Here is a 13,676-nt window from a genome sequence, read left to right on the forward strand (position 1 = left end):
ACTATAGAAGAAATATTCAAGATTTCCTGTTTCAGTTTTTCTATGATGCGAGATGCCATATTTATTTTTAATCAGGGAGGTAGCTGGTTTTTTGTAGTATGATAGCGCTAGGTTATACTATTTTAAAATTCCTAAAATAGTATGAGGGGTAGGTTTGAAATTATTAAAAAGAGGAGGTTAGTTTTAATGGTAGTGGTCGGAGATTGTAAAGATCAGTAGCTGGCATTTATCTAGCTGTTTCATTCATGAAGGGAGGTTTTTTGGAAGATAAAGAATAGAAAACAATTAGATTACAAATGGAATAATATTTTATTACAATGAATAAAGATTAAAAAATATAGGTAAAAACCACAAAATTCTGCATAAAAAAGGACTTTAAGCCTATAAGTTCTTTCCTTTTTATTTATTTTTTTGAGAAAACCGAAAAATTTCAGCAATTTTAAGTTACAGTTAAGTTAAGAAAATTAAAATAATCTTAAATAAGTTACCAATATGTAAATTACTATTAAGAAAGTATAAAATAATAGTTCATGCTTTGATTATTGAAACGCTTGATGGTAAAATAACTAAGGTTACTTAAAACAAACATTTTTTAGTAAAAAGTTAATATAACAATGTTGATTTTTGGTGAGGAAAAATGAAGAAAATTAAGGTAATGGTTGTTTTTGGAACTCGTCCAGAAGCAATTAAGATGGCTCCACTGGTTATTGAACTGAAGAAGCAGGCAGACTTGTTTGAAACGACAACAGTTGTGACTGCTCAGCATCGTCAGATGCTGGATCAGGTACTTGAGACTTTTAAGATTAAGCCTGATTATGATTTGGATATTATGGGGAAGAATCAAACCCTGACAGATATTACTGTCAAGATCCTGCATAAGCTGGATGATATCTTAAAGGAAAACAAGCCAGATATTATGTTGGTGCACGGTGATACGACAACAACTTTTGCGGCTAGTCTTGCAGCGTTTTATAATCAAGTTCGTATCGGCCACGTGGAAGCTGGCTTGAGGACTTGGAATAAATACTCTCCTTTCCCAGAAGAGATGAATCGTCAGATGACTGACTCTTTGACGGACTTGTATTTTGCGCCAACAGATCAGAGTAAGGCTAACTTGCTCAAGGAAAACCATCCGGCAGAAACAGTTTTTGTGACAGGAAATACAGCTATTGACGCTCTCAAGCTGACCGTCCAGGCTGATTATCAGCATGAGGTGCTTGATCGTATTGATCCAGCTCGCAAGATGATTTTGGTGACCATGCATCGCCGGGAAAATCAAGGCGAGCCGATGAGAAGGGTCTTTCGAACTCTACGACAGATTGTAGATGCCCATGATGATGTGGAAATTGTCTATCCTGTTCACCTGAGCCCAGCGGTTCAGGAAGCGGCTAGAGAAATTCTAAGTGACAATGAGAAAATTCATCTGATTGAGCCTTTGGATGTGTTGGATTTCCATAATATCGCAGCTAAAAGCTATTTCATCATGTCAGACTCAGGCGGAGTACAAGAGGAAGCACCTTCCTTAGGTAAGCCTGTACTGGTACTTCGTGATACAACAGAGAGACCAGAAGGAGTTGAAGCCGGCACCTTGAAGCTGGTCGGTACAGAAACTCAAGCAGTAGCAGAGGCAATGGAAGCCCTGCTGACAGATGAGTCACTTTATCAGGAAATGGCCCAAGCCAGCAATCCGTATGGTGACGGTAAGGCTTCTGAGCGGATTGCTCAAGCTATTGCCCACTATTTTAAGCAGACGGCTAGGCCGGAAGAATTTAAGACAGGAGTAAAGAATGTTTAGGAAAAAAGGACTAGAAAAATCATTAGCAGTCTTTGTACTGGCAATTGGACTAATTCTTTTCTACAGTTGGAATTTTGCAGCTAACATATTTTATATCGGAATCACGCTGATTTTATTAGGTATTTTTAGTGTCTTTGTCCTATCTGATCTCTTGGTGACATGGGCTATGATTCTGGGTGTGGTTATCGCAACTCTGATCTTACTCTTTGATGTAACCTATCTACCGGACAATCAGGTTCTCTTCTTGCTTTATGTCTTCCCTGTCAGTGCTTGGCTGACCAGCCGAGTGAATTTCTATCTCCATCAGCGCTTGGGATTAGTGCAGGATGACAGTGAAGATGCTGCTGAGGCCTATGAAGAAATGGTTCAGAAAGTAAATCAGAAACAAGCTCCAGCCTTTCAGGCTTTGCTGGTCCATTGGGCACACAATCATCATTTTTATCAAATTCACTCTCGGGAGTACAAGCGGATGCTCAAGAGAATTTTACGACTGCTTAACTGGGACTTCCAGAATGTAGAAACAGTTTACTATGTATCCAATGGTAACTTTCTCGTTCTGGTAGAAGATCTGGATCAGGAAGTCAAGGAATATTTCCAAGAGAAAGTGCGTGACGATTTAACGATGATGCACTTTGAGAATAAGAAAACTGACCAAAAAATTCAGTTTCAGTCCGGCAGTTTAAAATTGAACGCTCAAAACATTGACAAATTCCATAATTTTGATGACGCTTTGAGCAATCTGGAGCGTCAGCTTGAAACCGACATTATCGTAGAATACTAGGAGGTAAACACATGTCTTTAACAGAAGTATTTTTTATCATCTCTATGGTGCTAAGTATCTTTTTTGCTATTAGCTTTTTGGTCCTCTTCATTTATTATCTGGTTATTTACAATCGGGTCAATAAAAATTTTAGGGCGGTGACTCGTCATGATTAGTCAACTTATTATGATTGTCACTCTGTTCTCCATCTGGATGTCTCTGGCTTGGGCTTTGGTTATTCTATGCTCTTCCGTGCATTTCTGGATGAAACGCAGTGATTTCAACGTGGATACCAGCCCATTGGAACATTATCCTATGGTTACAGTCGTTGTCCCAGCCCACAATGAAGATGTGGTTATCGCTCAGACAACTAAGGCCATTCTGGATTTGGATTATCCTCATGATCGAGTGGAAGTTCTGCTCTTTGCGGATAACTGCTCGGACGATACTTATCAGGAAATGCTGAAAGTACAGGCTATGCCTGAGTATGCTGGACGCAATGTTATAATTACAGACCGTACAGGTACGGGAGGTAAGGCAGGGGTGCTGAATGATGCCCTGAAGATGGCCAAGGGTGAATATATCTGTGTCTATGATGCGGATGCCATGCCAGAAAAGAACGCTCTTTACTTCCTGGTTAAGAAAGTTTTAGAAGATCCAGAACGTCACGTTGCTTCCTTTGGACGCAATAAGACCCGTAATGCTAACCAGAACTTCCTGACCCGTTGTATCAACCAAGAAATCGTTGTAACTCAGCGTGTTTACCACGTAGGTATGTGGCATCTCTTCAAGATTGGACGGATTCCAGGTACAAACTTCTTGATTAACACTGAGTTTGTTAAGAGTATTGGTGGTTGGAAAAATGGTGCCTTGACAGAGGATACGGAAATTTCCTTTAAGATTATGCAGAGCGGCAAACTGATTGCTTTGGCTTATAACTCAGAAGCTTTCCAGCAAGAACCAGAAACCCTCAAGTCCTACTACTTGCAGCGTAAGCGCTGGGCTAAGGGAAATTATGAGGTGGTTATTGACAACTTCAAGCATCTTTTTAGCGGCGGTAACTGGCGCGTGAAACTGGAAGTGTTTAATTATTCTTGTATCTTCTTCTGGTTCAATTTGGCGATTGTCCTATCTGACTTGGTTTTCTTTGCCAATGTAGCGGCGATGATTACCCAGCTCTTTATACCGGATGTGCGGATTCCTTTCGCTTTTGATGCTCAGAATATCTATATCGTCCAGCTGATGCTCTTTAACTGGCTTCTGATGATTTTGCTTTATCTTTTGCAGATCAATATCGCCCTAGCTTCTCAGTTTGGACAGGCGACCACCAAACAGATTTGGCTGGCCCTTGTGTCCTATTTGACTTACTCTCAGCTCTTTATCGTTGTCTCTTTAGATGCAGTAGGATCTGTTATCTTGGACAAGATTTTGAAGCGGAAAGAAACCAAGTGGGTTAAAACAAAACGATTTGCAGGTTAGGAGAAAGTGTGAAAAGAACAAGATTAAGATTTATTTGGTTTGTGATAATTCTGGCTGTCTTGGCTAGTATCCTCTTGTACACCCGTATGGGCAGTACTCCTAATATCAAAAAGAAGATATACAGCCAATGGTCTAAAGAATATGTCGTAACCAAGGACAAATTGTCTTATATCAGGACGACGAACAGTAAGACTGAAGATGTTGTGCTGTCTGAGGCACAGGGATATGGCATGGTGATTGCTGTAGATGCAGCTAAGCAAGGACAGGCAAGTTCTGCTGATTTTGAAAAGCTCTATCAATATTATCTAGCTCATCGTCTGAAAGATACCCAACTCATGTCTTGGAAACAGACGATTAAGGATGGTAAGAGCAATCATGAAGACGAAAACAATGCTACAGACGGCGATCTTTACATTGCCTATGCTTTGATTCAGGCAGCTAAGCAGTGGCCAGACAAGGCTAAAGAATACCAAGCTCAGGCTCAGGCTATTCTGAAAGATGTTTTGGCATATAACTATAATGAAAGCAACGGCGTTTTGACGGTTGGGAACTGGGCAAATGCAGAATCGAAATTTTATAATCTCATGCGGACTTCTGATACATTGCCGCAGCAGTTCCAAGCTTTCTATGAGCTGACAAAGGATAAGCAGTGGCTGACAATCCGAGATAACATGCTCAGCAAACTTGAAGCAATCAGCGCTGATAACAAGACTGGTTTGATACCAGACTTTATCTGGGTTGACGGTGACAAAGTTCGGGCTGCTGAGCCTGATACGGTAGAGTCTGCAAATGATGGTTATTATTCTTATAATGCATGCCGGCTTCCTTACAACCTGGCTCAAAGCAAGGATGAAAAAAGTCAAAAAATGCTGAAGAAGATGTTGAGCTTCTTCCTTAATCAAGAAAAGATTTATGCGGGCTACAACCTGAAAGGCAAGGCTCTCAATAGCAATCAGGCTGGCAGCTTTACTGCTCCAGTATTCTATGCGGCTAATAACAACATTGAATTCCGTAAATTGGTGCAGCAAAATAAATATCTCTTCATGCAAGGCTTACCGTCAGATAATTACTATGACGCAGCTGTGACAACGATGATTGCTTTAGAAACGTTATAATGCAGAAACGAGCAAGATGAAAATTTTGCTTAAGATGATGCAGACAATAGGTTGGGACAAAATGACATTTGTCTCACCTTTTTTGAATAAAAAAAATAAGATTTATTTCGCAGGCCGTTAAAATAGAAAGCATTTATAAGAACACAACATTTGTTCCTAAGGTTATTAAGATTACTATCCATGAGGTTACTCTTCATATTATGAAGAGCGATGTGCTTGTCTCCGTTCCAATAAAGTTCTTGTTTTCTGATTTTGAGCAAAATAGTTTTGTTCGTCAAAGAATTTATATATAATATACGGTACAAAGAGAGGACGAGTATGTATTGTGTAATTGAGATGTACGGGGACTATGAACCGTGGTGGTTTCTGGATGGCTGGGAAGAGGATATCGTTACAAAGAAGCAGTTCGATGATTATTATGAAGCCCTTAAATATTATAAAAGCCGTTGGCTGCAAATGGAGGAGCAGTCACCTTTGTATAAGAGCCGCAGTGATTTAATGACAATTTTTTGGGATCCGGAGGATCAGCGCTGGTGCGAGGAGTGCGATGAGAATGTTCAGCAGTACCACTCGCTGTTTTTGCTGGAGAATGACTGCAAGATTCCTAAGAGCAAGTACCGGCCAGGCTATACTAAGCAGAACGGTCTTGAAAAGCACCGAGCTTGCTCAGTTAAACTAAAATCCTCTAAGCCGCTTTAAATTGAAAGAATATATTTTGCAAATCTGATAATAGAGCAGCAGAAGAGACCTAACTTGTTATAAGTTAAGTTTCTTCCGCTGTTTTTTCTTTTTCTGGATTTTTTGCGAATAGTAAGGTGAGGAGGATGTATGGTTCAAGAAATTGCAAAAGAGATGATTAGGCAGGCTCGAAAAGAAGGGGCGCAGGATATTTACCTGATTCCTAAGACTACTTGCTATGAGCTTTATATGAGAATCGGTGATGAACGTCGCTTTATAAAGACTTATGATTTTGAGCTTCTGTCAGCTGTTATCAGCCACTTTAAGTTTGTCGCAGGTATGAATGTTGGAGAAAAGCGCCGCAGTCAACTGGGGGCTTGCGATTATGACTGTGAGGAAGCCAAGGTTTCAATTCGGCTGTCGTCAGTTGGGGATTACCGTGGTTTTGAAAGTCTGGTCATCCGACTCCTTCATGACGAAGACAGGGAGCTGCGCTTTTGGTTTGAGCAATTGCCGGAGCTGCGAAAGAAAATTCAGGCTCGCGGTCTCTATCTTTTCTCGGGTCCGGTCGGTAGCGGCAAGACAACCTTGATGTACCATTTAGCTCAACTCAAATTTTCTGGTCGGCAGGTTATGTCGATTGAAGATCCGGTTGAGATTAAGCAAGAGGCTATGCTGCAACTGCAGTTGAACGAAACCATTGGTATGACTTATGACAGTCTAATTAAGCTGTCTCTGCGACATCGGCCGGATCTCTTGATTATCGGGGAAATCCGTGATCGAGAGACAGCCAGAGCAGTGGTTCGGGCAAGTTTGACCGGAGCTACGGTCTTTTCAACGATTCATGCCAAGAGTGTTCGCGGTGTCTATGAGCGGCTTTTGGAATTGGGCGTTAGCGAGGATGAGCTAAGAATGGTACTTCAAGGTGTTTGTTACCAGCGTTTAATTGGGGGAGGAGGTGTCGTTGATTTTGTCAGTCAAAATTATCAAGAGCACGAAGCCGCAGTCTGGAATCAGCAGATTGATCAGCTTTTTGCAGAAGGACATATCAGTGCTGAGCAAAGGCAGACCGAAAAAATTGTCTACGCCTAAGCAGAAAAAGATTATTGAGCTCTTTCATAATCTCTTCAGCAGCGGTTTTCACTTAGCAGAGATTGTAGACTTTCTGAGGCGAAGTGCCTTGCTGGAGGAGGCTTATGTGGCAGAAATGCGGGCAGGATTGTCAGCTGGCCAGTCCTTTTCAGAGATTGTCAGCAGACTGGGATTTTCCGACAGCGTTGTCACCCAGCTGTCCTTATCTGAGCTGCATGGGAATTTGACGCTAAGTCTGGGCAAAATTGAGGCCTATCTGGAAAATCTATCCAAGGTTAAGAAAAAATTGATAGAGGTAGGAACCTATCCTCTCATGCTGCTGGGCTTTTTGGTCCTTATCATGCTGGGATTGCGCAACTATCTTTTGCCTCAATTGGACAGCCAGAATCTAGCTACCCGACTGATTAATCATCTGCCTCAGATCTTTTTGTGGAGCAGCCTTGCTTTAGCTGTCTTGGTTTCAGTGGCTCTCTTTTACTATCGAAAGTCATCCAAGATTCGTTTTTTCAGTAAACTAGCAGCTCTACCATTTATTGGACGTTTGGTACAGGCTTACTTGACCGCTTATTATGCTCGTGAATGGGGAAATATGATTGGTCAGGGCTTGGAACTGAGTCAGATTTTTGCGATTATGCAGGAGCAGCCTTCCCAGCTCTTTAAAGAAATCGGAGAAGATATGGCTGCTGCATTACAAGGTGGTCAGGGCTATGCGGACAAGGTAGCAAGCTACCCTTTCTTTAAGAAAGAATTGTCCCTGATGATCGAGTATGGTGAGGTTAAGTCCAAGCTAGGCAGTGAGCTGGAAGTCTATGCTGAAAAGACTTGGGAGGAATTTTTCCTACGTATCAACCGGGCCATGAATTTCATTCAGCCCCTAGTATTTATTTTTGTTGCCTTAGTGATTGTTTTACTTTATGCGGCAATGCTCTTGCCCATTTATCAGAATATGGAGGTTCATTTGTAATGAAAAAACTTAATACCTTAAAAATTCAAGCATTCACCCTTGTGGAAATGCTGATTGTCTTGCTGGTTATCAGCGTACTCTTGCTGCTCTTTGTGCCTAATCTGACCAAGCAAAAAGATGCTGTTTCAGATACAGGAACTGCAGCGGTGGTCAAGGTAGTAGAAAGCCAGGCAGAGCTGTATGAACTGAAGAATACCAATGAAAAAGCTAGCCTGAGCAAGCTAGTCAGCGCAGGAAATATCAGCCAGAAACAGGCAGATTCTTATAAGGCTTACTATGGAAAACACAGTGGAGAAACTCAAGCGGTTGCCAATTAAGGCTTTTACTCTGCTGGAAAGTCTCCTCGTTCTTTTTGTTGTTAGTTTTCTACTACTAGGATTATCTGGATCGGTGAGGGCTGGCTTCAATCAGGTTCAAGAGCAACTCTTCTTTTTAGAGTTTGAGAGGCTCTATCAGGAGACGCAGAGGCTGAGCTTAGCTGGGCATGAGAAGCTTTCTCTGGAGATTTCAGGACGGCAGATTTCCAATGGCTATCAAGAACTGGATTTTCCGCAAACTTTGCAGAATCATGAGCAGCAAGTCATTCAGTTTGACCGGTCCGGTGGGAATTCATCACTCAGCAAAATTACTTTTCAGACGGAGGATAGGACAGTTGTTTACCAGCTTTATATGGGCAATGGCAAGTTTAAAAAGACGACAGCTTCAAGCTAGCATTCTGCTGGAAGCTCTGGTGGCCATGGCAGTTTTTGCGGCTATTGCTAGTCTTCTTTTAGGGCAGATTAGCCGTTCTCGCAAGGAGCAGCGTGTCCTTCTGCAGCAGGAAGAAGTCCTGCGGGTAGCCAAGATGGCCCTACAGACGGGACAGGAAGAGCTTCATACCAATGGAATTACTGTGCGCCAGCTTAAGACAGATAAGCAGCTGCTGGTCTATCACGAAGGGGAGGTAGTTATCCGTGTCCAAAAACCTTAAAGTCAAGGCTTTTACTCTCTTAGAGACTTTAGTAGCCTTGCTGGTTCTCAGTGGTGGAATACTGGTCTTTCAGGCTATGACCCAGCTCTTATCTTCAGAACTACATCAGCAAGAGAACAATCAACAACAAGAGTGGCTTTTGTTTGTCGACCAACTGGAGACGGAGCTTTCGCGAAGTCAATTTGATAAGGTTGAAGACAACAAAATCTACATCAGACAGGATGGCAGGGACTTGGCCTTGGGGAAATCCAAGGGAGATGATTTCCGTAAAACAGATAAGAGCGGTCGCGGCTACCAGCCCATGATTTATGGTTTGGAAGCAGCTGATGTGCGTCAGGAAGGTAAGCTTGTCCATCTTCATTTTCGCTTTGAAAAAGGTTTAGAGAGGGAGTTCATCTATCGTGTGGAAGAAGAAAGTTGATGCTGGTATTTTACTGTATGCGCTGCTGATGGCCGCTGTCTTTAGCTTGCTCCTGCAGTTTTATCTCAACCGTCAAGTCAGCAGTCAGCGTTTGCAGCTTTTCAACAGGGAAAGAACGGAAGCCTATGCAATGGCAGTTCTGACAAAAGCTACAGCCAAGGATGATAGCGGTGAGATGGAGTTTGAGCAGGGCAAGGCTGTCTACCGCAGGCAAGGGAAGAATCTTGAAATCAGCAGTCAGATCAGCAGCGGTCATTCCTATTCCTTTACTTTTACCATTTCTAAGAAAGATGAGGATAAAGCAAAGGAAGACAAGAAAGCAACTGATAAAAAAGAGAAAGCGATTTCGGACGAAGCTGGTAAGTCGGACTAATATAACTGTAAAATCTTTGTAATTTTATATATCTTGGAAAGGTTCCTTATTTTTGGTATGATAGGATGAACGGAGGATTCCATGAATTTTGAAAAGATAGAACAAGCTTATACTCTGATTCTCGAAAACGTCCAGAATATCCAAAACGCTCTGGCGACCAATTTTTATGATGCTCTGATTGAGCAGAACGGCATTTACCTAGATGGAGATACGGACTTACAAGAAGTTCTGACCAACGATGAAAAAATCCGCGCTCTGCATTTGAACAAGGAAGAGTGGCGGAGAGCTTATCAGTTTATCTTGATGAAGGCAGCCCAGACGGAGCCCATGCAGGTCAATCATCAATTCACACCTGACACAATTGGTTTTCTGATTACTTTCCTGCTGGACCAGCTAGCTCACAGAGAGGAAGCTGATGTATTAGAAATCGGCAGTGGGACTGGGAATTTGGCTGAGACTATTCTCAACCATACTCAAAAGAAGATAGACTATCTGGGTCTGGAACTAGATGATTTATTAATCGACCTTTCTGCCAGCATTGCAGAGGTTATGAACTCTAAGGCTCACTTTGCTCAGGGGGATGCAGTTCGGCCTCAGGTTCTGAAAGAGAGTGATATCATTATCAGTGATTTACCGGTCGGTTATTATCCAGACGACAGTATTGCCTCTCGCTATGAAGTGGCTAGTCCGGATGAGCACACTTATGCCCACCATCTTCTAATGGAGCAGTCACTCAAATATCTGAAACCGGGAGGTTATGCCATATTTCTGGCACCCAATGACCTCTTGACCAGCGCTCAAGCTCCTCTGCTGAAAAAATGGCTCCTAGCCAAGGCTCAGTTTATCGCGATGATAACTTTGCCAGAGTCTATTTTCTCAAGCAGCAAGCATGGTAAAACCCTTTTTGTCTTGAGGAAACAGGAAGCGAATAACATTCAGCCTTTTATCTACCCTCTACGGGATTTGCAGGATCATGATGAAATGTTTAAATTCCGCCAAAGTTTTCAAAACTGGTACAAAGATAGTGAAATTCAAACAAAATTTTGATATAATGATTTTGAAAACGCTTAAAGAGGTGAAGAAATGTCGAAAACAATTTCCATTAATGCAGGAAGCTCAAGCTTAAAATGGCAACTCTATTTGATGCCAGAAGAAAAAGTCTTGGCTAAGGGCTTGCTGGAACGGATTGGTCTCAAGGATTCTATTTCAACAGTGAAATTTGACGGTCGGTCAGAGAAGCAGGTTCTTGATATTGAAGATCACACGCAGGCCGTAAAAATTTTGCTGGATGATTTGAAACGCTTTAATATCATTGAATCTTATGATGAGATTACCGGTGTGGGCCATCGTGTTGTGGCTGGCGGTGAATACTTTAAGGATTCAGCCCTCGTTGATGAAGAAGTGATTCAAAAGGTAGAGGAGTTGTCTCTTCTGGCTCCATTGCATAATCCGGCCAATGCTGCAGGCATCCGTGCTTTTAGAGAAATTCTGCCAGACATCACCAGCGTGGTAGTCTTTGACACCTCTTTCCATACAACTATGCCGGAAAAAGCATATCGCTATCCGATTCCGACTAAATATTACACTGAAAACAAGGTCCGCAAGTACGGAGCTCACGGGACCAGCCATGAGTATGTAGCCAAGGAAGCTGCTAAAGTTTTGGGACGTCCGATTGAAGAACTCAAACTTATCACTTGCCATATCGGTAACGGAGCTTCTATCACAGCAGTTGACAAGGGAGTTTCTGTAGATACCTCTATGGGATTCACACCACTTGGCGGTGTCATGATGGGAACGCGTACAGGGGATATCGACCCAGCCATCATTCCTTACCTGATGCAATACACAGATGACTTTAATACTCCGGAAGATATTAGTCGTGTCTTGAACCGTGAGTCAGGCTTGCTTGGAGTTTCTGAGAAGTCAAGTGATATGCGTGATATCCATGAGGCGATGCGGGCAGGTGATGCCAAGGCTCAATTGGCTAACGACATTTTTGTAGATCGGATTCAGAAATATATTGGTCAGTATCTTGCTGTTTTGAATGGAGCTGATGCTATCATCTTCACCGCAGGAATTGGTGAAAATTCTGTGACCATTCGTGAACTGGTTATTAATGGTATTTCTTGGTTTGGCTGTAACGTAGACCCAGAAAAGAATGTTCGTGGTGCAGAAGGCGTGATTTCCAGTCCTGATGCCAAGGTCAAAGTCTTGGTTATCCCGACTGACGAAGAATTGGTCATCGCGCGTGATGTCGAACGTTTCAAAAATCAATAAATCCAAAAGCTCAGTTTGACTGGGCTTTTTGTATGCTTTAAGAAAGAATTTTCTTGGTTGTTGGCCTTGGAAAAACTGAGCGATTCTATCTCATAGTCACTATCAGTATTAGTTCCCAACACGTGATATACAAAATGCTTGCAGTTAAGAATTGTCTATACAAAAAGAGAAAATTGAGCTATACTAGGAAGGAAAAGGAGGAAGATATGAAAGCAGTTCTAAAAAAATTAGAGTACATCCTACTGACTCTGTTTGTCTTATTTCTCAGCCAGATACCATTTATATTTATCCGACAGATGACGTCTTCTGAGAAGAGTTTTTCAGCTGGACAGACTATCTTTGTGCTGGTGGTATATCTTTTGATTGTCTTTTTTGTTCTGAGAATGGCTAAGCAAGAAGAACTGTTGAGCCTTGACTTTAACTTTTTCAAATGGTCTTCGTTTGGCTGGTTAGCCGTTTCTAATGTTGTCATGATTGGCGTCAACATGTTAGGAGCAATTATCATGCTGCTGGAAGGTCAGGCTATTTCCACTGCTAATCAGGATGCCTTGAATGCTTTATTTCAGCATGTACCCAAGATTTTATTAGTGGTAGGTGCTGTGATTCAAGCCCCTATCTTGGAGGAAGTAGTCTTTCGTGGCTTGATTCCTCAGAAGATTTTTACCAAGCATTATGTTTGGGGATTGGTTGTAGGAGTCATTCTTTTCGGTCTTTTTCATGGTCCGACCAATATCGGCAGTTTTGTTATATATGCAGGTATGGGTGCTGTTTTAGCTGCTGTTGCTTACATATTTAAGCGTTTGGAAATGTCTATTTTAGCACACATGCTGAGAAATGGAGTTGCAGTACTCATTATGATACTGACAGGTTTGGTGAACAAGTAAGAAAGCAGAGAATATCTGCTTTTTTTGTCATTTGAGGCACAAATTAGGACATTTGAGGGGATTTCTACCAGCTTGCTCTTACTTCTTCTATAATGATAAGAGAAGAATGGAGAGAATATGCTGAAATTAGAGAAAATCATTCAATTGTTATTGCTGGCTATGTTGACTCAGACGGGACTGCTTCTCATGTTTCATCCAATGCCTCACCGCTTGGTCTTTAGTCAGGCTAATCTGCTTTTTATGGTGGGCTTGCTGGGGTTGCTTTTTTGTTGCGCCTTTTATTTTTCCAGAGAACTTCAGGAAATCAAAGGTTCCTTGCGTCAGTCAAGCAACTATCGACACTTGCTTTTCTTGTATTTTTTGATGATTTTGGTCAATGCTGCGGGGGTTCTTCTGCTGTGTGGCAAGGAGGCGCAGTCAGGACAGGCGGTGGAGCAGATGCTGACGGAGAGTTTTCTGTCATCTTCTCTTTTGCTTCTGGGGATTGACATCGCTGTTTTATCCCCTGCAGCACCGAAATTTATTGACAGTGACTCCTCTCTTCGCTATCGGAAGAGCTGGGGGATTGCACTAGGTTTGCTCTGCTTTTCCCTTGCGAAAAATCTTCAGGAAACTCTGTGTTTTCTCTCCTATCTAGTTTTGGGACTAGTCTTTGCCCATCTCCTCAGGCCTTATTTTCAGCGTTTGGAGCTGTCTATGCTGGCCCATATTCTCCGAAATATGATTATTCTCAGTCTTTTACCCTTTTGTTTTTAGAAAGTGTTTTGTCAAATAGAAGAATTATGGTAAAATGGTAAATGAAACAAGGGACTAGACAAGGTCTTCTTGTGAAGTCGAGTGCAGTTCATAGGACTGGATGCTGCATCTG

At 42.0% G+C, this 13,676-nt stretch carries 17 protein-coding genes; all 17 read left to right on the plus strand.

Going from position 1 to position 13,676, the window contains the following annotated elements; translation table 11 throughout:
- The first annotated feature begins 637 nt into the window (after positions 1-637).
- Complete coding sequence (wecB, locus tag O3621_RS06070; RefSeq protein WP_002911057.1) at positions 638-1,795, plus strand: non-hydrolyzing UDP-N-acetylglucosamine 2-epimerase; 1,158 nt, start codon at positions 638-640, stop codon at positions 1,793-1,795.
- Positions 1,788-2,576, plus strand: coding sequence for a hypothetical protein (locus tag O3621_RS06075; RefSeq protein WP_314447813.1), 789 nt, complete (start codon positions 1,788-1,790; stop codon positions 2,574-2,576). The genes wecB and O3621_RS06075 overlap by 8 nt, the downstream gene beginning before the upstream one ends.
- An 11-nt stretch (positions 2,577-2,587) precedes the next feature.
- Positions 2,588-2,731: a hypothetical protein gene (locus tag O3621_RS06080; protein WP_002896778.1), complete on the plus strand. Its 144-nt coding sequence runs from the start codon at positions 2,588-2,590 to the stop codon at positions 2,729-2,731.
- On the plus strand, positions 2,724-4,034 hold the full coding sequence (locus O3621_RS06085; RefSeq protein WP_002910859.1) for a glycosyltransferase: 1,311 nt from the start codon (positions 2,724-2,726) through the stop codon (positions 4,032-4,034). Before O3621_RS06080 ends, O3621_RS06085 begins: the two co-directional genes overlap by 8 nt.
- Before the next feature lie 8 nt (positions 4,035-4,042).
- Positions 4,043-5,149 (plus strand): glycosyl hydrolase family 8, encoded by a 1,107-nt coding sequence (locus tag O3621_RS06090; RefSeq protein ID WP_314447817.1) that lies wholly within the window; start codon positions 4,043-4,045, stop codon positions 5,147-5,149.
- Positions 5,150-5,467: 318 nt separating this feature from the next.
- Entirely contained in the window at positions 5,468-5,848 is a 381-nt protein-coding gene (locus tag O3621_RS06095) for a DUF1033 family protein (protein ID WP_314447821.1), read from the plus strand.
- A 129-nt stretch (positions 5,849-5,977) separates the two neighbouring features.
- Entirely contained in the window at positions 5,978-6,919 is a 942-nt protein-coding gene (gene comGA / locus O3621_RS06100) for a competence type IV pilus ATPase ComGA (RefSeq protein WP_371513953.1), read from the plus strand.
- A complete protein-coding gene (gene comGB, locus O3621_RS06105; RefSeq protein ID WP_314448000.1) occupies positions 6,849-7,883 on the plus strand; it encodes a competence type IV pilus assembly protein ComGB in 1,035 nt (344 codons plus the stop codon). The genes comGA and comGB overlap by 71 nt, the downstream gene beginning before the upstream one ends.
- A complete protein-coding gene (gene comGC / locus O3621_RS06110; protein WP_314447825.1) occupies positions 7,883-8,200 on the plus strand; it encodes a competence type IV pilus major pilin ComGC in 318 nt (105 codons plus the stop codon). The genes comGB and comGC overlap by 1 nt, the downstream gene beginning before the upstream one ends.
- Positions 8,160-8,594 (plus strand): competence type IV pilus minor pilin ComGD, encoded by a 435-nt coding sequence (gene comGD, locus O3621_RS06115; protein ID WP_314447829.1) that lies wholly within the window; start codon positions 8,160-8,162, stop codon positions 8,592-8,594. The genes comGC and comGD overlap by 41 nt, the downstream gene beginning before the upstream one ends.
- Positions 8,560-8,853 (plus strand): competence type IV pilus minor pilin ComGE, encoded by a 294-nt coding sequence (gene comGE, locus O3621_RS06120; protein WP_125337891.1) that lies wholly within the window; start codon positions 8,560-8,562, stop codon positions 8,851-8,853. Before comGD ends, comGE begins: the two co-directional genes overlap by 35 nt.
- On the plus strand, positions 8,837-9,274 hold the full coding sequence (gene comGF / locus O3621_RS06125; RefSeq protein ID WP_314447833.1) for a competence type IV pilus minor pilin ComGF: 438 nt from the start codon (positions 8,837-8,839) through the stop codon (positions 9,272-9,274). The genes comGE and comGF overlap by 17 nt, the downstream gene beginning before the upstream one ends.
- Positions 9,255-9,647 carry a competence type IV pilus minor pilin ComGG gene (comGG, locus tag O3621_RS06130; protein ID WP_314447835.1) on the plus strand — a complete coding sequence of 131 codons (393 nt, stop codon included), beginning with the start codon at positions 9,255-9,257 and terminating at the stop codon, positions 9,645-9,647. Before comGF ends, comGG begins: the two co-directional genes overlap by 20 nt.
- Before the next feature lie 81 nt (positions 9,648-9,728).
- Positions 9,729-10,694 carry a class I SAM-dependent methyltransferase gene (locus O3621_RS06135; protein WP_314447838.1) on the plus strand — a complete coding sequence of 322 codons (966 nt, stop codon included), beginning with the start codon at positions 9,729-9,731 and terminating at the stop codon, positions 10,692-10,694.
- Positions 10,695-10,730: 36 nt separating this feature from the next.
- Complete coding sequence (locus tag O3621_RS06140) at positions 10,731-11,924, plus strand: acetate kinase (protein ID WP_124765828.1); 1,194 nt, start codon at positions 10,731-10,733, stop codon at positions 11,922-11,924.
- A gap of 134 nt (positions 11,925-12,058) precedes the next feature.
- Positions 12,059-12,808, plus strand: a complete 750-nt coding sequence (locus O3621_RS06145; protein WP_185681470.1) for a CPBP family intramembrane glutamic endopeptidase — start codon at positions 12,059-12,061, stop codon at positions 12,806-12,808.
- A gap of 117 nt (positions 12,809-12,925) precedes the next feature.
- Positions 12,926-13,564 (plus strand): hypothetical protein, encoded by a 639-nt coding sequence (locus O3621_RS06150; protein WP_002911072.1) that lies wholly within the window; start codon positions 12,926-12,928, stop codon positions 13,562-13,564.
- The last annotated feature ends 112 nt before the right edge of the window (positions 13,565-13,676 follow it).

The organism is Streptococcus sp. 20925_1_22 (genome assembly GCF_041431685.1).
GTDB lineage: Bacteria > Bacillota > Bacilli > Lactobacillales > Streptococcaceae > Streptococcus.